This window comes from Rhizobium terrae (genome assembly GCF_003425685.1).
GTDB classification, from domain to species: Bacteria; Pseudomonadota; Alphaproteobacteria; order Rhizobiales; family Rhizobiaceae; genus Neorhizobium; species Neorhizobium terrae.
Window position 1 is genome coordinate 76,839 of the sequence record NZ_QJKM01000004.1, and the last position, 23,945, is coordinate 100,783.

Annotated in this window: 26 protein-coding genes; 14 read left to right on the forward strand and 12 right to left on the reverse strand. The window is 60.7% G+C overall.

What is annotated here, in order from left to right; genetic code table 11:
- Positions 1-8: 8 nt before the first annotated feature.
- Positions 9-746, reverse strand: coding sequence for an SDR family NAD(P)-dependent oxidoreductase (locus tag DMO26_RS08305; RefSeq protein WP_117191574.1), 738 nt, complete (start codon positions 744-746; stop codon positions 9-11).
- A gap of 96 nt (positions 747-842) precedes the next feature.
- Between DMO26_RS08305 and DMO26_RS08310 the strand changes: the two genes are divergently transcribed.
- The 8 genes from DMO26_RS08310 to DMO26_RS08345 all read left to right on the forward strand — a co-directional run bounded on the left by DMO26_RS08310 (position 843) and on the right by DMO26_RS08345 (position 7,680).
- Complete coding sequence (locus DMO26_RS08310; RefSeq protein ID WP_117191575.1) at positions 843-1,739, forward strand: LysR family transcriptional regulator; 897 nt, start codon at positions 843-845, stop codon at positions 1,737-1,739.
- 461 nt (positions 1,740-2,200) lie between these two features.
- Complete coding sequence (locus DMO26_RS08315) at positions 2,201-2,614, forward strand: hypothetical protein (protein WP_117191576.1); 414 nt, start codon at positions 2,201-2,203, stop codon at positions 2,612-2,614.
- Positions 2,615-2,704: 90 nt separating this feature from the next.
- Positions 2,705-2,926 (forward strand): hypothetical protein, encoded by a 222-nt coding sequence (locus DMO26_RS08320; RefSeq protein WP_117191577.1) that lies wholly within the window; start codon positions 2,705-2,707, stop codon positions 2,924-2,926.
- A complete protein-coding gene (locus DMO26_RS08325; protein WP_117191578.1) occupies positions 2,926-4,383 on the forward strand; it encodes a TolC family protein in 1,458 nt (485 codons plus the stop codon). The genes DMO26_RS08320 and DMO26_RS08325 overlap by 1 nt, the downstream gene beginning before the upstream one ends.
- Positions 4,384-4,397: 14 nt before the next feature.
- A complete protein-coding gene (locus DMO26_RS08330; protein WP_117191921.1) occupies positions 4,398-5,756 on the forward strand; it encodes a multicopper oxidase family protein in 1,359 nt (452 codons plus the stop codon).
- Positions 5,757-5,792: 36 nt separating this feature from the next.
- Positions 5,793-6,275, forward strand: coding sequence for a cupredoxin domain-containing protein (locus DMO26_RS08335; RefSeq protein WP_117191579.1), 483 nt, complete (start codon positions 5,793-5,795; stop codon positions 6,273-6,275).
- A gap of 21 nt (positions 6,276-6,296) precedes the next feature.
- Entirely contained in the window at positions 6,297-6,581 is a 285-nt protein-coding gene (locus DMO26_RS08340; protein ID WP_117191580.1) for a copper-binding protein, read from the forward strand.
- Between the two features lie 811 nt (positions 6,582-7,392).
- Positions 7,393-7,680, forward strand: coding sequence for a hypothetical protein (locus DMO26_RS08345; RefSeq protein ID WP_117191581.1), 288 nt, complete (start codon positions 7,393-7,395; stop codon positions 7,678-7,680).
- 225 nt (positions 7,681-7,905) lie between these two features.
- Here DMO26_RS08345 and DMO26_RS08350 read toward each other — a convergent pair whose 3' ends face one another.
- A complete protein-coding gene (locus DMO26_RS08350) occupies positions 7,906-8,394 on the reverse strand; it encodes an SRPBCC family protein (RefSeq protein WP_205421195.1) in 489 nt (162 codons plus the stop codon).
- Positions 8,369-8,725 carry an ArsR/SmtB family transcription factor gene (locus DMO26_RS08355; protein ID WP_117191583.1) on the reverse strand — a complete coding sequence of 119 codons (357 nt, stop codon included), beginning with the start codon at positions 8,723-8,725 and terminating at the stop codon, positions 8,369-8,371. The genes DMO26_RS08350 and DMO26_RS08355 overlap by 26 nt, the downstream gene beginning before the upstream one ends.
- Positions 8,726-8,837: 112 nt before the next feature.
- On the opposite strand from DMO26_RS08355, the gene DMO26_RS08360 reads away from it, so the two are divergent.
- A complete protein-coding gene (locus DMO26_RS08360; RefSeq protein WP_117191584.1) occupies positions 8,838-9,476 on the forward strand; it encodes a dihydrofolate reductase family protein in 639 nt (212 codons plus the stop codon).
- Positions 9,477-9,735: 259 nt separating this feature from the next.
- Here DMO26_RS08360 and DMO26_RS34915 read toward each other — a convergent pair whose 3' ends face one another.
- Both DMO26_RS34915 and DMO26_RS08370 read right to left on the reverse strand, forming a co-directional pair.
- Complete coding sequence (locus DMO26_RS34915) at positions 9,736-9,921, reverse strand: hypothetical protein (RefSeq protein WP_162894773.1); 186 nt, start codon at positions 9,919-9,921, stop codon at positions 9,736-9,738.
- On the reverse strand, positions 9,911-10,813 hold the full coding sequence (locus DMO26_RS08370; protein ID WP_117191585.1) for an NAD(P)-dependent oxidoreductase: 903 nt from the start codon (positions 10,811-10,813) through the stop codon (positions 9,911-9,913). Before DMO26_RS08370 ends, DMO26_RS34915 begins: the two co-directional genes overlap by 11 nt.
- Positions 10,814-10,952: 139 nt before the next feature.
- Between DMO26_RS08370 and DMO26_RS08375 the strand changes: the two genes are divergently transcribed.
- From DMO26_RS08375 to DMO26_RS08395, 5 genes are all read left to right on the forward strand, one after another.
- Positions 10,953-12,449, forward strand: a complete 1,497-nt coding sequence (locus tag DMO26_RS08375; protein WP_117191586.1) for an aldehyde dehydrogenase family protein — start codon at positions 10,953-10,955, stop codon at positions 12,447-12,449.
- Between the two features lie 161 nt (positions 12,450-12,610).
- Positions 12,611-13,573 (forward strand): Bug family tripartite tricarboxylate transporter substrate binding protein, encoded by a 963-nt coding sequence (locus DMO26_RS08380; protein WP_117191587.1) that lies wholly within the window; start codon positions 12,611-12,613, stop codon positions 13,571-13,573.
- Positions 13,574-13,632: 59 nt separating this feature from the next.
- Positions 13,633-15,243, forward strand: coding sequence for a GMC family oxidoreductase (locus DMO26_RS08385; protein ID WP_117191588.1), 1,611 nt, complete (start codon positions 13,633-13,635; stop codon positions 15,241-15,243).
- Between the two features lie 146 nt (positions 15,244-15,389).
- Positions 15,390-17,006, forward strand: a complete 1,617-nt coding sequence (locus DMO26_RS08390) for a sensor histidine kinase (protein ID WP_162894774.1) — start codon at positions 15,390-15,392, stop codon at positions 17,004-17,006.
- 7 nt (positions 17,007-17,013) lie between these two features.
- Complete coding sequence (locus tag DMO26_RS08395) at positions 17,014-17,415, forward strand: response regulator (protein WP_117191590.1); 402 nt, start codon at positions 17,014-17,016, stop codon at positions 17,413-17,415.
- 180 nt (positions 17,416-17,595) lie between these two features.
- Here the strand turns inward: DMO26_RS08395 and DMO26_RS08400 are convergent, their stop codons facing one another.
- The 7 genes from DMO26_RS08400 to coxB form a co-directional block, all read right to left on the reverse strand.
- On the reverse strand, positions 17,596-18,654 hold the full coding sequence (locus tag DMO26_RS08400) for an AI-2E family transporter (RefSeq protein WP_117191591.1): 1,059 nt from the start codon (positions 18,652-18,654) through the stop codon (positions 17,596-17,598).
- 237 nt (positions 18,655-18,891) lie between these two features.
- Entirely contained in the window at positions 18,892-19,308 is a 417-nt protein-coding gene (locus tag DMO26_RS08405) for a c-type cytochrome (RefSeq protein WP_117191592.1), read from the reverse strand.
- Complete coding sequence (locus DMO26_RS08410) at positions 19,283-20,176, reverse strand: cytochrome c oxidase assembly protein (RefSeq protein ID WP_117191593.1); 894 nt, start codon at positions 20,174-20,176, stop codon at positions 19,283-19,285. Before DMO26_RS08410 ends, DMO26_RS08405 begins: the two co-directional genes overlap by 26 nt.
- A complete protein-coding gene (locus tag DMO26_RS08415) occupies positions 20,164-20,448 on the reverse strand; it encodes a hypothetical protein (RefSeq protein ID WP_117191594.1) in 285 nt (94 codons plus the stop codon). The genes DMO26_RS08410 and DMO26_RS08415 overlap by 13 nt, the downstream gene beginning before the upstream one ends.
- Before the next feature lie 18 nt (positions 20,449-20,466).
- Entirely contained in the window at positions 20,467-21,069 is a 603-nt protein-coding gene (locus tag DMO26_RS08420; protein WP_117191595.1) for a cytochrome c oxidase subunit 3, read from the reverse strand.
- Positions 21,066-22,979, reverse strand: coding sequence for a cytochrome c oxidase subunit I (ctaD, locus tag DMO26_RS08425; RefSeq protein ID WP_117191596.1), 1,914 nt, complete (start codon positions 22,977-22,979; stop codon positions 21,066-21,068). The genes DMO26_RS08420 and ctaD overlap by 4 nt, the downstream gene beginning before the upstream one ends.
- Positions 22,976-23,935: a cytochrome c oxidase subunit II gene (gene coxB, locus DMO26_RS08430; protein ID WP_117191597.1), complete on the reverse strand. Its 960-nt coding sequence runs from the start codon at positions 23,933-23,935 to the stop codon at positions 22,976-22,978. Before coxB ends, ctaD begins: the two co-directional genes overlap by 4 nt.
- Positions 23,936-23,945 lie beyond the last annotated feature (10 nt).

Here is a 23,945-nt window from a genome sequence, read left to right on the forward strand (position 1 = left end):
CCTGTCCTTTACAATGCAGTGAACCCACCATCCGCCATGACGAGAGACCCCGTCATGAAAGCTGATGCGGGAGATGCGAGAAAAGCAATGACTTCGGCAATGTCCTGAGGCTGGCCGACCCGCCCGATCGGATGGGCGGCGCCGTAGCTTGCCAGCGTGGCGCGGCTGTCCGAAACGATGCCCTCGAGAATGTCCGTTTCGATGACCCCGGGGGCGACGGCGTTGGCGCGAATACCGAGGGCGCCGTATTCGACGGCTATGACCTTCGTGAGTTGCGCAATCGCTCCCTTGCTCGCCGCGTAGACTGAGGTGTCTTTCATCGCCACCTGAGCCACGATCGAGGCAACGTTGACGATGACGCCCCCCTGCCCTGCGAGCATGGCCCTGACGGCTTCGCAGCAGTGAAGGAAGGTACCCCGCGCATTGACGGACATAATGCTGTCCCAGTCGGCAACGCTCATATCGGTCAGGGCACGATTCATGGTGCGACCCGCGTTGTTTACAAGAATGTCGATCGCGCCGAAGCGTTCGGTCGCAAGGCCGACGCTGCGGATAGCCGTCTCTTCTTCGGCGATGTCACCTGCCAGTGTCAGGATATCCTGCGCTCTCAGCTCATGGACTGCCTCGCTGATGTCCGCGGCAACCACACATGCGCCTCTGGACTGGAGCGTCAAAGCTGTTGCCCGTCCGATGCCTCGGGCGGCGCCTGTCACCAGCGCAACCTGCTTTTCGAATGTCTGAATCATTTCGATTTCCTTTCGCAAGCAAGGCTACGGCGGTTCCGAAAGCGTGATAATCCGGAGAATATTTACAAGATTGCGTAGCTGTGCTTCGTAATAGGCATGAGACCCGTAGACTTCGCCCGCATCCGAACATTTCTGGTGGTCGCCGAAACGCTCAGCTTTTCAAAGGCCGCCGAAGAACTCGGTATAACGTCATCAGCTGCCAGCCAGACGATCAGAGCGCTGGAAGCCGATCTCCGACAGCAGCTTTTCCAACGTACAACCCGCACGGTCGTGTTGACCGAGGCGGGCGCCTTGCTACGAGACCGGATGCGTCCGGCCTTGGCCGAGATGGAGATGGCGCTTACACAGAGCAGGAATGCCAGCGGACGACCCGCAGGCACCGTGCGCATCCTCTCGTTTCGTTCAGCAGGCGAGAAGTTCATCTTGCCCGTTCTACGCAACCTGCGTCGAGATTACCCTGAGATCCGGTTGGACATTACATTGGACGATGAACTGACTGATCCGGTTGCAGGCGGCTTCGATATCGCCCTGAGGATCGGCGAGGTCATCAACCAGGACATGATTGCGCTGCCCCTCGGCGGCGAACTCAGACAGATTGCAGTCGCATCTCCAGATTACATCGCTCGGCACGGTGCTCCCGGACAACCGCGAGATCTTCTGTCCCATGATTGCGTCTGCTGGCGATGGCCCGGCCAGCAGCATCCGTTTCCGTGGGAGTTTTTCGAGGATGGCCATTGGTTTTCAATCAGCCCTCCGGCGGGCCTGGTCGTCAATGACAGGCGCGCCGCCTTGCAATTGGCTGTCGAAGGTCTCGGGATCGCGTTCTGTATCGAGGATACCGTCAATGACCTGATCGAAGCAGGCAAAATTGTGCCTCTTCTCCTTGAGTGGAGCAAACCTTTCCCTGGATTTTTCCTCAGTTACTCGCGTCAGCGGCATATGCCAGCAGCCACGCGGGTGGTAATCGATGCAATCCGGCCCGGATATCCTTGATTCCCAGGACAGCTCGGCAAATTCGGCATCCGGTCTGTGAGACTACCGTAAACTTGATACGTGAGCCTTGACGGTATGCTCCGCCCGAATGCCGGGGCAATCGGGCTCTGCCGCCGTCGCCGGATAGAAGGCGGCCGATCCGTGATCGCGATCACCCCGATCATCGTCCATATGATCCTGCGTGGTCGGCGCATGTGCATCACGGTTCCGCTCCCTGCCGACAACAGGCCGCAGATAATTTTATTCCCGTCCACACTTCCGCAGCATCGTGAATCCTGTGTCTTGTTGTTCCGGGAGCCATTTTCTTCCAGCATGGCGCTTGACCTTCCCACAGGAGGAACCTTTAGCGGTCAAAGCGTGGCAAGCTCCTGACAAGATCGCTGCGCCATTCTTATTTCTGCCGCACGAATCGGCAATTGAAGGCGTACGGGACCGATATTGGTCCTAGGAGTATAGGCACAGTGCTTCGCAACCTGGTGAGCAGGATCGTGGTTCTCCTCCGTCTGGCGGTCATGGTATCGCTGGCTGGTTACACCATGCCGAACGCCTACGCCGCGATGCACGGCGCCATCTATTCCGGCATCCAGGTGACATCCGCCGCCGATCACCATGTCGACAGCCGTATCCAGCCTGCAGACCCAGATCATACCGGTCATTCCACCGCTCACGCGGAAGCTGACCATCATGGCGACAGCGGCGACGGACCTGCCAAGCAGGTGAAGAAGGACTGCTGCCAGGACTTCTGCTTCAGCATCGCCCTGCCCTCCTCCTGGCAGTCGGCAGGAGTCGTGACGCTATCGTCCGTGCTCGTTTTCGCCGACGACAACCGCGTCCACGGCACGCGTCCGAGCCTCCACAGGCCGCCCAACATCTGAGCATGAGCGCCCGCTCCGGCGGGTTTTACCACGCCTCTACGCTCGCCAAGAGCGTGAGCGCGAACGCGACCTCATACTCGGACATTCACCATGAAACCATCGTTCCTGGTGGCCGCGCTTCCGTTGCTCGTCAGCGGCTGCGCCTCCACCCTGCCGGAAGTCGCCGACCTCGCCGGCCATCCTGATTCCGCCTACGCGACGCCTGTCGCCTACCAGAGCCCGATCGGCGGCTACAACCATCGCGTCCCCGTCGATCCCAAGCCGTGGCGCGGTCTCAACGACGCCCAAGCCCCGAAAAAGGAAGGTACGTGATGGCGTCCTCAAAGATGAAGCTCATCTCCTTCCTTCTGCCCCTCCTTGCCAGCGGATGCGTTACGACCGACTACTCGGCGAAGGACGCCGGGTTTATGAACGCGTCGCTGAAGAGCGGCGAGGCGACCGGAAAACACACCGTGTGGATCCAGAACCGGAAGCATGCGTCCGAGGTCCGCGCCCGCGTGAAGACGCTGATGGCAAAGAAGACCATCGACGTCGAAGCCGCCGTGCAGGTAGCGCTGCTGAACAACCGGGGCCTGCAGGCCGCCTATGCTGATCTCGGCGACAGCGCGGCGGACGCATGGCAGACACAACTGTCAGTATTCCCGACCTTTTCCGTCAGCCTCACCGGGATCGGCACGCCTGGTCTTGAGGCATACCGTGTCCTAGAAGGTGCCATCGCCGCCAACATCCTGGCGCTGGCTAGTTATGACCGCAACATCAAGCTTGCTGAAACCCGCTTCCGGCAGGCGCAGCTCAATGCGGCGCTCGCAACGATCTCGCTGGCGGCGGAGACACGCAGGGCCTGGATCAACGCCGTCGCGGCCTGGGAGAACGTCGCATACCTGAACCAAGCGAAGGTGGCTGCCGACGCGGCATCCGAACTCGCCAAGAAGATCGGGGAGGCCGGATCTATGACTAAGGCCGACCAGGCTCGTGAACATGTCTTTTACGCCGAGTTGACGGGAGAGACCGCGAAGGCTCGCCTCGAAGCAAAGCTCGCCAAGGAAGAGCTGATCAGGCTGATGGGTCTCTCGGGCTCCGATATCGAGTTCGAGATCCCGAACCGCCTGCCCTCGCTCCCGAAATCCCTCATCAAGAAGGACGATATCGAGGCCGAAGCGATCCACAAGCGGATGGACCTGCAGGTGGCGCGCCTGGAAATGCAGGCGACTGCCCAGTCCTACAAGCTTGAGGACGTCACCCGCATCGTGACTGACATCGAGCTGGTTGGCACCTGGGAGAAGGAGCGCGAGCGCGAGGACGGAAAGATTATTTCCGACATCTCGAAGAGCGCTGGTTTAGAGTTCACGATTCCCATCTTCGATTCCGGCCAGGCGCGACTGCGAAAGGGCGAGCTCGCCTACATGCGGGCCGCCAACCAGTTGGCGGAGCTTGCAGTAAACGTTCGCTCCGAAGCCCGCTCAGCCTACCTTGCCTACAAATCGAACTACGACATCGCGCGCCACTACCGGAACAACGTGCTGCCGTTGCGCAATACGATCGAGGAGCAGTCGCTCCTCACCTACAACGGCATGATCACCAGCACATTCGAACTGATCACGGACACGCGCGAGAAGATCGATTCCACCATCCTCGCCGTCAACGCCAAGCGCGACTTCTGGCTTGCCGAAGCGAACCTCGCCCCCGTCGTCTACGGCGGCAGCACAAGGCCCGCCGCCGCGGAGACCGAGGTCGCGTCCGCCGAAGAAGCACCGGCCGGCGGCCACTGAGAAAGGACATGACAATGTTTAGCAGAAGACAACTTCTCGGAGCGGGTGCTGCAGGTGCGGCCCTCGTCTCCTCGCAAGCCTGGGGCCAGACGTCGAACATGGGATTGCCGGAAGCCGCGGTGATGGACTCCGCGGCGACCCAGACGCCCGTGCGGCCATCGACGGGTCTGGACTACAACCCCGTCGTCACGCTCAACGGATGGACCTTGCCATTCCGGATGAACAACGGCGTCAAGGAGTTCCATCTTATCGCCGAGCCTGTGGAACGTGAGATGGCGGAAGGGATGACCGCCTACCTCTGGGGCTATAACGGCCAGTCGCCGGGCCCGACCATCGAGGCAGTTGAGGGAGATCGCGTTCGTATCTTCGTCACCAACAAGCTCCCGGAACACACGACGATCCACTGGCATGGCATGATCCTGCCCTCGGGTATGGACGGTGTCGGCGGGCTGTCGCAACCCCACATCCCGGTCGGCAAAACCTTCGTCTACGAGTTCGACCTCGTGAAATCGGGCACCTTCATGTACCATCCGCACTCGGATGAGATGGTGCAGATGGCGATGGGCATGATGGGCTTCTTCGTGGTTCACCCGAAGGATCCGACATTCATGCCTGTCGACCGCGACTTCGTCTTCCTGCTGAGCGCCTATGACATCGACCCCGGCACTTACGTGCCGCGCGTCATGGAGATGACCGACTTCAACCTCTGGACCTGGAACAGCCGTGTCTTCCCGGGTATCGATCCACTGGTCGTCTCGAAAAACGACAAGGTTCGTGTCCGCGTCGGAAACCTGACGATGACCAACCACCCGATCCACATGCACGGATACGACTTCGAAGTGACCTGCACCGACGGTGGCTGGGTTCGACCCGAAGCCCGCTGGCCGGAGGTCAGCATCGACATTCCCGTCGGCGCGATGCGGGCCTACGAGTTCGACGCAAAGCATGTCGGCGACTGGGCGATCCATTGCCACAAGTCGCACCATACGATGAACGCCATGGGTCACGACATTCCCACCTTTATCGGCGTCGACAAGAAGGACGTCGCCAAGAAGATCAGGCAGTTCCGTCCCGAATATATGCCGATGGGCACTGCCGGCATGGCGGATATGGGCGAAATGTCGATGGAGATCCCGGAAAACACCGTTCCGATGATGACCGGATGGGGACCGCACGGCCCCATCGAGATGGGTGGCATGTTCTCCGTGGTGAAGGTCCGCGAGGGTATCTCTGCGGGCGAGTACGCCGATCCGGGCTGGTACGAAAACCCGCCCGGCACCCAGGCCTGGGAGTGGACGGGAAGCCTTCCCGACGCGACCAAGGCGAAAGACGCAAAGACGCAGCCGCCGTCGAAGCATTCGAACCACCGCTGACGACAAGTTCCCTGAACAACCACGAAGGAAATGCACATGAAAAACGCAATGATCGGCCTGCTTCTGGCCACCGCTCTCGCGGCCCCTGCCCTGGCATCCGGGAACCATGCCGGAGGACACGGCGAGGCCATGGCTGTCGGCGAACCGGGCGACAAGTCCAAGGTCACCCAGACCATCCGCGTCACCATGAAGGAGACCTCGGACGGCAAGATGGTCTTCACCCCGAACAACTTCAAAGTCCGCAAGGGTCAGACCGTCCGCTTCACGATCAAGAACGAAGGCGAGCTGGATCACGAGTTCGTTCTCGATCAGGAAGACAAGGTCATGGAGCACAAGGCCGTCATGGAGAAGTTCCCCGAAATGGAACATGACGACCCCAACGCCATCCGGCTGAAGCCCGGCAAGTCCGGCGAGATCGTCTGGAAGTTCACCAACGACGGCGTGTTCAAGATCGCATGCCTCGTTCCCGGCCACTATGACGCCGGAATGCACGGCGACGTGGCCGTCGCCAAGAAGTAATCAGGAAGAAGGAATCAAACCATGAGAACAGTTCTCGGACTTGCTGTCGTAGCGGCGCTCACCCTGGCCTCCGCCGCTGGTGCATTTGCCCAGGAATTCACCAAGGGCACCGTCAAGAAGGTCGACGCAAAGGCTAAGAAGGTCACCCTGATCCATGAGGAACTGAAGAGCCTCGACATGCCCGCGATGACCATGGTCTTCAGTGTGGCCGACGAGGCGATGCTCTCGAAGATGAAGGAAGGCGCGAAGGTCGAATTCGTTGCCGATCGCGTCAACGGTAAGCTGACCGTCACCCAGGTGAAGTGACAACACGGCCGCGCTCCGCGGGGCGCGGCCTTCCACCTAGGAGACGGGTTGCAGGCACGGCGCCTTCCAGAGGTTCTCTTTCCCGTCGTTTGTCCGCGGTGGTCCCGATAGGGCGTGGACCGAGCCTCCCACCTGGACCGTTCGTGGCGCTTCAAACCTGACGCGAACGGCGTGGGTGCCGTGATCGATGAAGATGACCTCCCCCGGTAGGCTTGTGCTTCGTCAGCCCGACGCTGACATCGACGTCAAATTCGATGTCTTCCGAAACCGCCGAGGATGTGATCGTCAGGCTAACGATCCGATTGTCGGAAAACTGCGCAACGTGGGCTGGCGTTCCTGAACCTGCGCGCTCGAAACGACAATGGCGGATGCCGCTATTATGCAGAGATGGTTCATCGGCCTCTCCCAGCGTTCGGAACTTATCATACTACGCGCGAGATGCTGGGTCAGATCAGAACGTAAAGGTCGGTTCACAAGCCGGAGTAAACGATCGGTGCAGGCGCCCTCGCGGCAGGGTGGCCAAGTTAAGATAGAGAAAGAGGTGAGACGTAGGCAATTCATCTGCATGGCGGCATCCTCGATGCTCGCGCCGTCTTAAAGACGTTTCGGCGTGACGCCGCGACTTTTCCGCGAGACTCATATGAGCAGGTGCCGACCACGTTTTCAGGCTCGAAACGCTTAGGTTCCATCCATCGAAGTCAGTCCAATATCTTGTATCGAACCGACAAGCGAGCAGGCGGGTGAGGAGGTTCTCAATCTCAAGAACGCATCCAGCCATCTGGGGGCCAAGCGCGGCACGGCGCAATATCTCTTGAGCCTCGGCCTTCTCAAACCGGTCGTGGTTGAGAGTCCAGCTAACAAGCATCGGCAGACCGTGGTGACGGTCGCTTCGCTTGAAGCCTTCTTGGAGGACCGCATCTTGGTCTCCGAGGTGGCTGCCATCTATTCCACCAGTACCAACACGATCTTGGATGCTATGCAGGGTGCGGGCATCCGCCCGATCTACGACAACTGCAACAACGTCAGTCGCTTTTTTCGGAAAGCGGACATCGTCGACGCGCGAGTAGAGACTTCCCAACTCCGAAAACCCAGAACGTAAGCTTTTTCATCGCAGCGTCAGGCCCGTCTCGACGGGCCTTTTTTGTCCTACTCACAGGCTCATACCTATCGCGGATTCTCAGGCGCATACCTACCGCGGAAAACCGATAAAACCTCGATTTCCCGAACTAAAGAAAGGGCGCGATATACTGATATTTAACAGCTTTTAGGTGCGAGACTCAATTCTTAGGCGCAAACCTACGCGGATTTATCAGCGGCCAATGGCTTAACTGTCCAGCCAGGCGGCGAGGCCGTCCAGCGTCTGCAGCCCGTATTCCACCGCGCCGAAGCCGATGACCGCCTGACGCCGCTTGGCGCTCGGGTGGAGCTGGCGCATGGTCAGCACCGTCTTGCCGTCGGTCTGCTCGTCGAACGTCACCGTGACGCGGAAACGGTCGGGGTCGTTGGGGTCGGGCGTGCCATAGTCCATCACGATCCGCTCGTTCGGCACGATCTCCAGAAAGCGCATGAGGTTGGGGAAGCGCTGCTCCCGGCCCTCGAATATGCCGACCATGTCGAACCGCCAGACCCCACCCTCACGGATATCGGCCTCGTGGTTCTCGATGCTGAGGCCGGCCGGGCCGTACCATTCGGCCAGCGCCTTGGGGTCCATCCATGCGGCAAAGACCTTGTCGCGTGGGTGGTTGAGCAGCTTCACCAGCACGATTTCGCGGTCGAGCGACCAGGTCTCAAACAGGTTTGCCATGTCCTCCATCATCCTCTTGGGTCTTGTCCAGGTAGACTTCCAGCCGATCCAGCCGCTCGGCCCAGCGCCGGCGCTCCGCTTCCATCCAGTCCGCCGCCTCGTCGAAGCGCGCCTGCACCAGTCGACACCAGCGACTGCGCCCACGCTTCTCGCTGGCGATCAGCCCGCAATCTTCCAGCACCTTGAGATGCTGGGCGAAAGAGGGCAGCGCCATGTCGAAAGGCTCGGCCAGGACACTGACCGGCAACTCACCCTCGACCAGCCGCGACACCACCGCGCGGCGGGTCGGGTCGCTGAGAGCGTGAAAGGCAAGGTCGAGCGGAGTCGAATGGTAAGGCATGTCTGTCAGTAAAATGGTCGGGGGCGCCGGTCAAGGGATAAAAAGGCACTTGCCTTAGTATCAAGCTCTCGATACAAAGGTGATCACCTTAGTATACAGGAGGACTTCATCGGTGGTTCGTGTCGATCTCAATATCTCACTCGATGGTTTCGCGACAACGACGGACCAGACGCCCGAAAACCCGTTCGGCGAGGACTGGCCGCGCCTCGTCGATGCCTATGCCGCGACAAGAACAGTCCAAGAGCGCGTGTTCAAGGACACCAGCGGTAAAGGCACGACCGGCATCGACGACAAATACGCGAAAGAGTATTTCGCTGGTGTCGGCGCGGAAATCATGGGCGCCGGCATGTTCGGGCTGCATAACTTTCCCGATGATCCGAACTGGCGTGGTTGGTGGGGAGAAGAGCCCCCGTTCCGCGTCCCGGTCTTCGTCCTGACCCACAAGCCGCGGCCCTCCGTCGAAATGGCAGGCGGCACTATATTTCATTTCCTCGACACGACACCGGCCGAGGCACTCCGGCAGGCTGTTGCCGTTGCGGATGGAAAAGATGTCCGGATTGGCGGCGGCGCCGGCGTTGTGCGCGACTTCCTCAAGGCGGGGCTCGTCGATCGCCTCCATGTCGCCATAGTTCCGATCCTGCTCGGCCGCGGCATCCGCCTCTGGGACGATCTGCGCGGCCTTGAAGCTGGCTACACGGTAAAGGCGGAAACGGCAGAGAGCGGCACCGTCCACCTTACATTCCAGCGGTGATCGGCAATCCCATGCGCGCGGTCTCTCATGCAGCACGTACTGTTTATTCAAGGCACCGGAAGCAAGAGGCTTACAAAGAAGACGAAGCTCTGGCCCGAACATCCTGCGCTTACGGACCTGAGCCAAAAGCGGTCGCCCCCTTTGCGCCAGCGATCATTGCCGAAGGCGGGATACACCCTGTCAGTTCCACGGTTTTCATCAGCAATCGCGGAGAGGCGGTACGGCTCTCCAGGGCTGTAGACTTTCCCGAAGACGCGTATCAGGTCGATTTTCTCAACCTCGGCCGCAGCCGCGCGATTGCCGCAAGGCAAGGCGGCGGGACGATCTGTTCCTGGGCGGCCTTCCCGTCAGCAAGGACTTCATGAGCGAACGTGAGCAACCGGCGACGGAAGAACGCAAGCCGCTCTGATCGCCGCCCCACATCTCTGCTCGAATCATCGGCCATGGCCCTCTCCCACCTCGGATGCCCAAAAGGCATAGGCTTTGGTGTGATCGCCATAACCGCCGACCGCCTCGCGCGCCTCGGCCATGCGACCGTACACGGCGTGCGTCACCGTGGCCTTGACGGATCTGGCATCGGCGAGGTCGGCGGCGATCTTGATGTCCTTGGTAAAGAGGTCGAGCGCGAAATTGCGGCTCTCGTTGCCGGAGATGATGCGCCTGATGGAGGTTTCGGTCGCAAAACTGCGTGCCGTGGAAACATTGAACACTTCGACCATCATGGCAGGATCGAGCCCGTATTCCCGGCCGATGATCAGCGCCTCGCAGGCGCCCACATAGGCAGCGGCGGAAACGTAGTTGTTCATCGATTTCATCACGTGGCCGGAGCCGAGCTTTCCCAGTCTGAAGATCTTCTTGCCGAGATGCGAGAGCACCGCCACTGCGCGCTCCATAGCCTCCTCGCTGTCGCCACCCATCATGAACACCAGGTTGGCGTCGCGTGCGCCCATCCATCCGCCGGAGACCGGCGCGTCGATCAGCGAAACCCCATGTCGTTCCAGCTCGCCGCCGAACTCACGCGTGCTTTCCGGCGGCGACGACGTCGTGTCGATGACAAGGCTGCCCGGTTTCAGGCCGGCGAGCAGGCTCTTTTCTCCCCCTTCGTTGAGGACCGCCCGCACGACGGCGCCGTTCGGCACCATGGTCAGGATGACGGAGGCGCGGGCAAGGTCTGCCGGCGTCTCGGGCATTGCCGTCCCGTGCTCGCTGGCAAAAGCGACCTTCTTTTCGACGTCGATGTCGTAGGCGAGAACTTCGTAGCCGGCTTTCACCAGATGCGCCGCCATATGCGAGCCCATGTTGCCGAGCCCGATAAAACCGATGATCCGATCCGTCACGTTTTCCTCCCGTCGTGATGATCACCCATAGATTGATTGGATTTTTTACGATGATGGATTGCCTTTGTCCATAATGAATAATAAGGTTTCCTGATACTCGCGTAGGAGCACTTTTCGGAAGTGGCGAGGAGGAGGAAGCATGAGCGTCAACGTTTCGATGGCGGCGATCCCTGCTGCCGTGACGGATTTCATCCGCGGGCCTCACAAGCTGCTGATCGACGGGAAGTGGGTCGGCGCTGCTTCCGGCAAGACCTTTACCACCCATAATCCTGCGGATGGCAGCGCGCTCACCGATGTCGCCGCCGCGGATGCTGCCGATGTCGATCTTGCCGTGACGGCCGCACGCCGGGCCTTCGACGATGGCCCGTGGTCGAGGATGACGCCTGCCGCACGTGCGAAACTCATCTGGCGACTTGCCGACGCGCTTGAGGCGAAAGCCGAGGAATTCGCCTTCATCGAGACGCTCGACAACGGCAAGCCGTTGAACGATGCCAAGGTGGTCGATCTGCCTCATTCGATCGAGGTTCTGCGCTACTTCGCCGGCTGGTGTACCAAGCTCAACGGGGAGTCCATCTCCATTTCCAATCCCGGTACGTGGCACGCCTATACGATGCGGGAACCGGTTGGCGTCGTCGGCTCTATCACGCCGTGGAATGCACCGCTGATGATGGCGGTTTCGAAGATCGCACCGGCACTGGCGGCGGGCTGCACGATCGTCCTGAAACCCGCCGAGCAGACGCCGCTGACCGCGCTAAGACTCGGCCAGCTCGTTCTGGACGCCGGTTTTCCCGACGGCGTGGTCAATATCCTGACCGGCTTCGGTGAGACGGCCGGCGCGGCGATCACCGCCCATCCCGGCATCGACAAGATCACCTTCACGGGCTCGACGGATGTCGGGCGCATCATTATCAAGGCGGCAGCCAAAGACTTCAAGCGCATCACGCTGGAACTGGGCGGCAAGACCCCGGTCATCGTCTTTCCGGATGCCGATATCGACCGGGCGATCGAGGGCGCGGCCCGTTCGATCTTTTCCAATGCCGGCCAGATCTGCAATGCCGGGTCTAGGCTTTATGCCCATCGCGACGTCTTCGACCGGCTGGTGGACGGCGTCTCCCGCCGGGCGGGCGAATTCCGGGTCGGTCCCGGCCTCGATGCCTCCACCCAGATGGGGCCGGTGGTTTCCCAGGAGCAACTCGACCGGATCGCCGGTTTTATCGCCTCGGGCAGGAGCCAAGGCGCGGAGATCCGCACCGGGGGTGAGCGTATCGGCACAGAAGGTTATTTTGTGCAGCCGACCGTGCTGACCGGCATGCGGCCCGACATGGACGTGGTACAGCAGGAAATCTTCGGGCCGGTGCTCTGCGCCATGTCCTACGAGGAGGCCGATCTCGACCGCATCGCTCGGGAAGCGAATGCGACGAGCTACGGTCTTGGCGCGGTGTTATGGACGCGGGACCTTTCGACCGCCCACAGGATGGCGAGAAAACTCAAGGCTGGAACCGTGCGCGTCAATGGCGGAGGGCTAGACCCTGCCCTGCCCTTCGGCGGTTTCAAGCAATCCGGCTGGGGGCGCGAACTCGGCCGCGAAGGCATCGAAGCCTATACGGAACTGAAATCGGTCGCGATGGCGCTCTGACGGATCGGCCTCATAGTGGCAGAGGGTTAGCGGAGCGATGATGGTGGGGCATGACGCCCCCGCTCCAAAGGGATCGGCACGACGGAGGAGGTCGCGCCGGTGACTGCAGCCAGTGTGTCATGCCGGTCTCCCGACCGGCAAACAAGGGAGGAGAGGACACGATGTTTCGCAGAACTTTCATGGCGCTGGCGCTTGCCGCGGCATTGCCGCTCGGTGTCCAGGCGCAAGACTACCCGAGCAAGGACATCCGCATCATCTGCACTTTCCCGGCGGGGAGCGGCGCGGACATCCTGGTCCGCTTCATGGCCGAGAAAATCAAGGCCCAGGCCGGCGGTGCGACCGTCATCGTCGAAAACAAGCCCGGCGCGGCCGGTAGCATCGGCACGCAATACGTCGCCCGCTCGCCGGCGGACGGCCATACCATCTTGATGGATGCCGGCACGACGATCGCCTCGATCATGTCGCGCTTCAAGCAGCCGCCGATCGACGTCGCCAAGGACCTGCAGATGGTGGCGACCATCAACCGGCAGGCCTTCATGATCGTCGTCGATGCCAAAAGCGACATCAAGACACTCGATCAGCTGACGGCGAAGCTGAAAGCCGAGGGCGACAAGGCATCTTATGCCGCGGCGGCCAATTCAGGCATGGTCCTCGGCGAGCTCTACAAGCAGGCCGCCAAGCTCGATACGGTGCAGGTGAAATACGAATCCGCGCCGGCGTCCTTGAATGATCTCCTGTCCGGCCGTCTGCTTTTCGGAACGCTTGATCCGGTTTTCTCACTGGCCCAACAGCGTGAAGGACGCCTGCGCGTGCTTGCCGTCGCCAGCGCGCAACGCTTGGCGTCCATCCCCGACATCCCGACGCTCAAGGAACTTGGGCTCCCGATCGATGTAACCACTTGGTTCTCCGCCGCCGTTCCGGCGGGCACGCCGAAACCGATCGTCGACAAGATCAATGGCTGGTTCAACATCGCGCTGAAGCAGGATAGCACGGTGAAGTTCCTCAATGATTCCGGCGGGGATCCATGGGCGAACACGCCGGAAACCACGCAGCAGATGCTGATCAAGGCGATCGACGACTGGCGTGAATTCATCCGGATCGCCAACATCCCGCCGGCCGGCTGATCATTCCCCGATTTGGGCTCTCGTCACGGGGCGGGAGCCTATTTTTTCAGAGAGGCGGCATGACCTCCACCTATGACTACATCATCGTCGGTGCGGGCTCGGCAGGCTGCGTGCTTGCCAACCGGCTGACGGAAGACGGAACGACGCGGGTGCTGCTTCTCGAAGCCGGACATCGCGCTCGTCATCCATGGCTCGAAATGCCGATCGCTTTCTACATGATGTCCTTCAGAAAGCGCTATACATGGCAGTTCCATACGGAGCCGGAACCCGGGTTGAACGGCCGGCGCATCCTCTTGCGCCGCGGCCGCGCGTTGGGCGGCACGTCGATGATCAACGGCATGATTTTCGCGCGAGGCAATCCGCGCGACTACGATACCTGGCGCCAGCGCGGCCTGGACGGCTGGAGCTATCGGGATGTGCTGCCCTATTTCAAACGCCTGGAAAACAGCTGGCGCGGCGAGAGCGAATTTCACGGCAGCGAGGGTCCAGTCAAGGTCTCGCAGACCCGCCATGCGCAGATGCTCTACGACGCGCTCCGGGACGGTGCGCTTGCTTGCGGCCTGTCCGATCGGGACGATTATAATGGTGCCGACACCGAGGGCGTGAGCAGGATCGAATTGGCCGTCGGCGATGGCGTGCGCCAAAGCACCGCACGAGCCTATCTCGGCCCGGCCCTTGCGCGCCCCAATCTTGTCGTCGAAACCGGCGCCGTCTTGCGCCGGATCCTGATTGAAAGCGGCCGGGCAACCGGCGTCGAATACAGAAGGGACGGCCAGCTTCACAAAGCGCATGCGGACAGCGAAGTCATTCTGTCTGCCGGACCTTACAAATCGCCGCAGATGCTTATGCTGTCCGGCATAGGCCCTGCGGACCATCTGCGGGAATTCGGCATCGATGTGGCGCATGATCTGCCGGGTGTCGGACAGAACCTGTCCGAGCATCCGAACATGCTGGCGATCTTCAAGGCCAGGAACAAAGGCACTTTCCTTGAACAATTGCGGCTCGACCGCGCCGTCGCCTCCGGTGCACGCTGGCATCTGTTCCGCAACGGGCCGTTCACCAACAACGGTGCGGCGGCCGTGATCTTCGCCAAGACCGAACAGTATCTCGACCGGCCGGACGTCCAGCTCGTCTGCTCGTCGGTTGCAAACGACGCCAAGCTCTGGTTTCCGGCGCTCACGCCCCCGGCCGTCCACTCGTTCACCGCACGCGTGGGAACGCTTTACCCTCGCTCGCGCGGCTGGGTAAAACTGGGCTCCGCCGACCCTGACGCCCCGCCCCGCATCCAGTTCAACCTCTTCACCGAACGCTCCGACATGGACGACATGATCAAGGCGATGCGGCTGACGCGGGAGATTTATAATGCAGGCAGGCAAAAGGACCTGATCGAAGATGAGATATTTCCTGGCAAGGGTGTAAAGACCGATGCCGATCTGGAAACGGTTATCCGCTCCTCGGCGCTGGTCCGACAACATGCGCTTGGCACCTGCACAATGGGCGTGAATCCGGGCAGTGTCGTCGATCCGGAACTGCGGGTGCACGGTATGGAAGGCCTGCGCGTGGTCGATGCATCGGTGATGCCGGAGGAGCCAGGCGGAAATACCAACGTGCCGACCATCATGATCGCCGAGAAGGCGTCCGACATGATCCGTGGACGGCACATATCTTGAGTGCGGCGGCGCCAGGCCGGAGCCCTGCCGCGCCGCTCCTGCCCTGAGAAGACGCTGCTCCGGTACGGCGGTTCAGCATTCGGTAACGCTCGGATTGTATATTAGGCAACCATCAAATTGCGCGAGTGCAAATGGACGCCTGCGAAATGAACCGTGACCCTGCCATCGGACCTGTTCTGCCGACATCTCACCGCGAACTTTTGGGAGACCTGTTCGAGGGGGCGCCAAGACCCACGATCATCAAGGACGCCACATCGCGTTTCCTGTTCCTCAACAGCAAGGCGTGCGAGATGTTCAACCTCAATATTGAGGACGTGCTTGGCCGCACCGATCACGACTTCCTGCCGGCCTGCGAAGCCGAACGAATCCAGAAGGTGGACGCGGAAGTGCTGACGACCGGCGAGGAACGGCTATTCGAGGAGCAGGTCACCGGGCCGGATGGTTCGACCCGGACGCTTCTCACCCACAAGCGACGGTCCTTCGTACCGGTGCCTGAAGGAAAAAAGCCAGTCCTCATTGTCGTCATTTCCGACATCACCGAACTTCGTCACGCCGAGGAGGTTCTGCGGGCAAGTGAGGAACACTATCGCTCCCTCGTCGAGCTGCATCCCCAAACACCGTGGGTCGCCGACGCGAAAGGAAACGTCGTCGAAGTTGGTCCGGGCTGGCAGAACGCTTCCGGACGAGGGATCGGCGAAGCGCTGGGGCGCGGATGGGAGAAGACTTTGCATCCGATGGACCTGCCTGAGGTGGTTGCGAAATGGGAGTCCGCGGTTAAGACCGGCGCTTCGTTCGACATGATCTACAGGATCGGGACGACGAAAGGACGCTACCGGTGGTATCGGAACCGCGCGGCACCTCGGCTCGACGCGAACGGCGAGGTCGTCCGCTGGTATGGCCTCCTTGAGGACGTCCACGACCGCGAGCTTGCCCTCAAAGCGCTTCAGTCCAGCGAACGTAGACTGCGCCAGCATCGGGACGAACTGGAAAAGGTCGTGCAGGCCAGGACAGCGGAAGTTCAGGAAAAGAATGTCGAGCTGGATCGCCTTCTCCAGCATGAACGGGGAATCAACGCGCTGCAGCGCCGCTTCGTGGCGATGATCTCGCACGAGTTCAGGACGCCTTTGGCCGTGATCGATGGAGCGGCTCAGCGGCTCACCCGGACAAAGGCGGCCGTCACACCGCAGTTCCTGGAGGACAAGGCTCTGCAGATCAAGGGCGCCGTCGCCCGGATGGTCGAGCTGATGGAAAGTATCCTCGCCGCCGGACGGTTGGAAACGGGAACCATTGCGATCAACAAGGAAGCCGTTTCGCTAGGTGCGATTCTTCGCCAATGCATCGAAAGCCGGGCGGAAATCAGCAAGAGCCACACGATCAGCCACGATCTCGACGCACTTCCGGCACTGCAGATGATTGATGGAACCGCGATAGAACGGGTCTTCTCCAATCTGTTGTCCAATGCGGTAAAGTATTCGCCCTTCAGTTCGAACATCCATGTCAGCGGATGGAAGGAGGGCAGACGGGTTCTGGTCAGCGTTGCCGACTCCGGCATCGGCATGGATGGAGACGACCTGCCAAAGCTGTTCGAGCCCTATTTTCGCGCGCGTAGCGCCACCGGAATCGCCGGAACGGGGATCGGTCTCAATATCGTGAAGGAAATCGTCGAATTGCATGGAGGGTCCGTTTCGGTCCGAAGCGTGCTGGGAAAGGGTACGACGTTCACGGTCGAGTTGCCGCTCGACGAAATGAAGCAATCGGCTTAGTGAAGCAATGATCAGTATCCTCTGCATCGACGACGAGACGGAACTTCGGCAGATCCTGGTGGAAGAACTGGAGGACGCCGGCTTCAAGACGTTCCAGGCTTCGAACGGGAGGGAAGGTCTCGATATGCTCATCGCGAAATGGCCTGATCTCGTCATCTGCGATATCTCCATGCCCGTCATGAACGGCCATGAGCTTCTGGCTGAAATCCAGGTAAACTATCCCGAGTTTGCGCGGACGCCATTCATAATGCTGACAGCGCTTGCCGACCGGGAAAACATGCTGTCGGGTCTCCAGGGCGGTGCCGAGGCTTATCTCACCAAGCCGGTCGACTTCGATCTCCTGATGGCAAAGGTTGTCGGCTGCGTCACACGTATCGAAAACGACCATAGGACGGGACACAGCCTGTGATCCCTGCTTCCCTGTCGCTCCTATAACCAAACAGAAGCGGCACGGCGAAGACGGGCGAGATGGAGGCGCGGCTGCCCCGATGACGGCGTCTCTGCCGTCCTGCATTTACCGGCAATCCCTCGTGAAGCCCCGGCGGACGGGTGGCGGCACGCTTGCAGGAATAGCATCGGGGCGCCTTGCCTATCCTTCTCCGGCCTTGGATCTGCCCTGCTCCTCCGCAAATATTCCCCAGGCGGAGATGAAGAGAGCAGCAATCAATGGACCGATCACGAAGCCGTTTATCCCGAAAAGCGAAATGCCGCCGATGGTCGAGACCAACACGACATAGTCGGGAAGTTTGGTTTCCTTTCCCACCAAGGGCGGCCGCAGCAGATTGTCCACAAGACCGATGACAAGCACGCCGACGGCAATCAGCACAATCGCCTTCGCCCATGATCCGACAAGTATGAGGTAAACCGCCGTCGGCACCCAGATCAAAGCCGCTCCTACCGCAGGCAATAGCGACAGGAAGCTCATCAGCACACCCCACAGCAAAGCCGGCTCCACGCCGAGAGCCCAGAATGCGACCCCTCCGATCGAGCCCTGGATGATCGCAATGATGATATTGCCTCTGACCGTCGCATGGACGACCGAAGTGAATTTGGTGGTGAAGCGGAGGGTATGGGCGTCACTCAGGGGCAGCGCCGTGCGAATGTTCCGGGCCAGGAGACGCCCATCCCGGAACATGAAGAACAAAAGATAGAGCATTACCCCGAACGTGACGAAAAATTGTAGGGTATTCTGGCCCAGGCTCAGAGCCCGGCCGGCGAAGAAACCGCCGCCCTGCATCAGTGCCGAGGAAATGCGATCCCGCAACGTGTCGAAGCCGTTCAGTTCGAGCGCCTGAATTCTGTCCCGGACGAAGGTGGGCAGGGCCTCCTGCAATTGGTGGAGAAACCGCCGCACGTCGATTTCACCGTTATCGATGCGTTCATAGACAAGATTGCCCTGCTGAACGAGCGAACTGAGGACAATCAGCCCGGGAATGATGACGACGCAAAGGCAGATCAGGACGGAAAGTGCCGCAGCGGTATTCGGCCGGTCGCCCAGCCAGAACTCCATGCGAGCGTGAACGGGAAAGAAGATGATCGCGAGGACGACGGCCCAGAAAATCGCGGAATAGAAGGGCAGGACGACGGCAACGAATCCGACAGTGACGAGGATGAGGAGCACATAGAAGCTGACACGCTGGAGGGGCATTGGAACTTTCCGCTTCGAACAGTGATAAATGGTAGCACAGATGCGACCGCGGTGTTCCCCCACTGATTTGCTGCCGTCTCACATGATCTTGTTTCGATCGCCGACCGATCTGATGGCCGCCGCAGGCGCGGCAACCGTCGTCTGGTGCTTGCGGCAGCGGCTTATTTGGGAGCGAAGAGCGACATATCAGGAGGCCGGACGTTTTTGGGCAACATGCCCGCTGCTGGCCGGAAACCATCATTGCGCGTAAAGATAAGCAGCCAGATGCCTCGCCTCGGCTTCAGAAATGCCGCTTCTCGGCATCGCCGTCCCGGGCGAAAAGCGTTGCGGCGAAACGATCCACCGGACAAGGTTCTCAGGCGTATTGTTGACGCCGCCGCCGACATAGATCCTCTGCCGCAGATCGACGAGCGGCCCGGCGACCTTTCCCTCCGCGCCGGAAATTCCGGGAATAGTATGGCAGCCGCCGCATCCGTATCTGCGGAAAATAACCGGAGCCAGCGACGGATTGCCGCCTGTCATCGCAACTGCCACGGCGCGACGCTGCTCCCTGTCCTTGACAAGATTGGCCCCGATCCCCGCCAGCAGCAGAGCCAGGACGACCGCCCCCAGCTGGACAAAGCGGAACTCAGGACGAGTGGAAGCGGCTTGCATGAAGGCCTCCCCTGCTTGAGCCGGCAATCCACAGCGCCAGCATCGCCAGCGCAGCGCCGGCATAGATGATACCGCCCGGCACCCACATGAGAACACCCGCGAGCTGCTGATCCTCCAGCGGCGTGAGGCCCCAATCAGTGGCACTCCTTGTCTGCGACACGTAGGCGAGTCGGGGAGAAAGGGCGATCAAGGCACCGAGAACGCTGGTATGCAGCATGGTGAGGAACAGGTGCCAGGACGCCATGCCCCGGTCGCTTCGCCAGATCATGGACCACCAGAAAATCACCGCCGCCAGAAAGAAGCTCAGGTGCTGCAGCCGATGAAGCAGGATGTTGGTCACGGTTGCATCGAAAAGGACCGGCGCATGCCAGACCCAGATGGCGAGGCCGTGCAGGATGGTTGCGGCCGCTCCTGAACTGGTCGCACGCCAGGCCCTTTCGACGAAACTCGTCTTCATGACCATCCGTATTCCATGCCGGATCGCTCTCGGCAGCCCCCAGAGCAACGGGCCGATCGGCCGGGCAAGAACGAGAAGCGGCGCCGAAACCGCAATGATGAGTTCATGCTCGATCATATGGAAGGTGAAGAGATGTTCCCCGAGAAAATGCAAGGGGGAGACCAGTGCCGCCACAAGCGTCATCCATCCGCATCCATAGGCGATGCGGGAGCGGGCAGAAAAGCACCGGCTGTTCGACCGCCGCAGCAGCCTGACCGAGCCTAGGGCGTAAAGAACGCCGGCAAGAGCGATCGGAGTGACGATCCATGGGTCGAAGGTCCATGGGAGTGTCGAACCGTGGGGTGCGCCGTCGTGAGCTTCTGCCAAGCTGGTCAACACCGGAAACAGCATGATCGCGATCAGCGTTCGCATGCGCTCAGCAGCAAAGTCGCTGCCCCCTGCAGAAGAAGCGGGAAGGCGAATGCAAAGCCGACAAGTGCGCTCAGTCTGCTGATGAACAGCATCATCCGCGATACGGTGACGGCGTGACCGCAGGAGGAGCTCAGCGCGCCGGCGGCGGCCAGGAAAGCTGCTGCAAATGTTGCAGTGAGCGTCCAGGACGTCTCGCGTCTGCAATCCACATAGGGAAGCATCTGGCCGAGCTGCATGTTGACCGCCCAGACGGCCGGCGCCCCGTCCGCCATATTTCACTGTTTCAAGGTTCATAGTCGTGGCACCCAATAGATGCAGGCATAAAGAGGAAGCCAGGTAATGACGACGAAGTGCCAATAGAGTGCATTGTCTTCGACGTCTCCGTACCGGCGGGCATTGTCGCCATGTCGGGAGAACATCAGGCAGGCCAGCACCAGCGTATCGACGAGGTCGGTGAGGATATGCACGGTATGAAGGCCAAGTATCGTCCAGGTGATGGAGCCATAGGCGCTGTCATCCCAGCGCACATGCAGAGCCGGAAACTCGAACGCACGAAATACGAGGGGCGCCATCCCGCAGAACGACATCAGGACGAGCCCGAGCCGAACCTTCTTCAGGTTTCGTTGCTGCGCCCAGCGAGATACCCATATGTTCGGCACGACGCTGGCAAGGAGCATCGCCGTTAGCGATGTCCCCGCCCACAGGTCGGCCGGAGGAGCGTCGATCGGCCAATGTGGTGCCAGGCTCATCAGGTAAAGATAGATCGCGATCACCAGACCGAAACCCGAGCCTTCGATGAGCATGAAAGCGCAGGTGCCCCACCATGTCGGGCTTGCGGTTCCCGTAGCGTGCAATGGCAATCTCGAAACGTCCAGGATCATCCGCTCCTTCATGACTCGTCCTCCGCGGCACCCTTCGGCCAAAACCATCCGATCAGCGTGACGGCGATCGGGACCGAACCCCAGACAATGGCCCAGGGCGAGAAGATCGACCAGATCAGCATGATCGATGTGGCGATCGCCGCCCAAAAGGGCCACACCGAATCCTGCGGCGACGACTCGCGTGCCTCCGGCAGGGCTTCAACGACGCTGCTGATCAAAAGTTCGCGGCGATCGCTTCTGAGGCCGGATGTCACCGGCAGTTCATCCGGTTGCGACCAGAGGGGGTCGCGCGTGTCGACGACCGGAATTGCGCGAAAATTGTAGGGCGGTGGCGGCGATCCCGTTGCCCATTCGAGCGTCGATGCATTCCATGGATTTTCGCCCGCTGGTCTGCCGGACGACCAGCTTCGGATGATATCGATGAAGAAGATGAGAAAGCCCAAAGACAGGACGACGGAGCTGAGGCTGACGAACAGGTTCAGCGTCCCCCACGGCAGGTCCGGCTGATAGGTATAAATGCGACGCGGCATGCCCTGCAGGCCGAGAATATGCATCGGGAAAAAGGTGACGTGGAAGCCGATGAAGATCAACCAGAACGCCCATCGTCCCAGCCTTTCGCTCATCATTCGGCCGGTCATCTTGGGAAACCAGTAGTAGATCGCGGCGATCAACGGAAAAACGGCGCCGCCGATCAGCACGTAGTGGAAATGCGCCACGACGAAATACGTGTCGTGGACCTGGCTGTCGAACGGCACCGATGCAACCATTACGCCCGTCAGGCCACCGATCACGAACGTGACGATGAAGCCGATCAGGAAGAGCAGTGGCACCTTGAAGACCGGGCGCCCCGCCCACAAGGTGGCCAGCCAGCAGAAGATCTGGATGCCTGCCGGAATGGCGATGGCCATGCTCGACGCCGTGAAAAAGCTCTCGCCAAGCCGAGGCAAGCCGACCACGAACATATGATGCACCCACAGCCCGAACGCCAGGACGCCGGTTGCTATCAGCGCCATCACCAAGGGGAGATAACCGAAAATGGGGCGCCGGACGAAAGTCGGCAGGATGGTGGAAACCATGCCGACGGCAGGTAGGAAGATGATATAGACCTCGGGATGGCCGAAAAACCAGAACAGATGCTGCCAGAGCAGCGCATCGCCCCCTTCCGCGGGGTTGTAGAACTGCGTTCCGACGAGCCGATCCATGATAAGGGTCGAGCTTGCAAACATGATCGCTGGCATCGCCATGATGACGAGGGATGCCATGACGAGCATGGACCAGACCAGCAAGGGTATTCGGTCGAGCGACATGCCTGGCGCGCGCTGCTTCAGCACCGTGACGACGATTTCGACCGCGATAGCGAGTGCCGACAACTCCGTGAACGTGATCATCTGCGCCCAGATGTCGGCGCGCTTGCCGGCCCCGTATTCCGGGCCGGAGAGTGGCGCATAGGCGAACCATCCGACATCCGGCGCGGTGTCAAGCGCAAAGGAGATCCACAGCAGCAACCCGCCGGCGAGGAATATCCAATAGGAAAAAGCGTTGAGCCGCGGGAAAGCGATGTTGCGCGTGCCGACCATCAAAGGCACGAGGTAGACCGCCATGGCCTCCATCACCGGCACGGCGAACAGGAACATCATGTTCGAGCCGTGCATGGTGAAGATCTGGTTGTAGCGGTCCGCATCGATGAAGCGGGCTTCCGGCCGCGCCAGTTGAATGCGCATCGCCAGAGCCAGCAGACCGCCGAGAGCGAGAAACACGAGTGCGGTCACAATGTAGCGTCGCGCGATGACTTTATGGTCCACTGACGCGACGGCGCCCCAAAAGCCCCGTTGCGAGGACCATGTCTGTGTAAGCCGCCTCTCGAGTTCGGCCTCGTTGGGACCGGCGTCCGTCGCCGCTGATCTCCCCGGTTCGATCGTCATTTGAGGCTTTCCATATAGGCGGAAAGCTGCCGCAACTCATCACTGGAAAGCGGGACGATCGGCATGTTGTTTCCGGGCTTGAGCGTCTGCGGATCGGCAATCCATGCGGCGAGAGAGCCCCGCGTATTCTCGAGCAACCCTGCCGCAATGGTGCGGCGGCTGCCGATATGGGTGAGATCCGGACCTGTCGTACCGGCGGCGGCGGTTCCCCGGATCGTGTGGCAGGCCGCACATTGCCTTGCCGCGAATACCGCCTTGCCGGCGCTCGTTTCGGCTTCAACCGGCTCCGCGCCGCTCTGCCGCTGGGCGCCGGCCCATTGCCGATAGCTTTCCTCGCTCTCCGCAATGATGAAGAAAGCCATGTGGCTGTGCTGCAACCCGCAGAACTCCGCGCATTGACCGCGGTAGACACCCGAGCGCTCGGCCCGAAAGGTCAAGACATTCTCCCGCCCGGGAATAAGATCCAACTTGCCGGCCAGACTGGGCACCCAGAAGGAATGAATGACATCGACGCTTTCGAGCCGCACGCGGACCTCTTTTCCGACAGGAATATGGAGTTCGTTGGCTGTCTGGAAATTGCGCGCCGGGTCGGTATCTTCGTAGATGAATTGCCACCACCACTGCTGGGCGCGGACACGGATCGTCACGTCGGGGTTCTTCGCCCCATTGAGACCACGCGTCGTATAGAAGCTGCCGATCGTCAGGCCGCTGATGATCAGCACGGTCGCCGCAACGGCTCCCGATACCCAGATCCTCATGCCACGATCGGAGCCCTGGCCATCGCCGGGCTCCCGGTCGCGGCGGCGTAAAAGCGCCCAGACCAATACGATCATCACCGCGAGCCACACCAGCGAACAGATCGCGACGATGACAAGGATCAGGTCCCTGAGAAGGATCGCCGAGTGACCTTGAGGATCGAGCGCCGACTGAATGCCGCCACATCCCGAAAGAAGCATGGAAATTGGA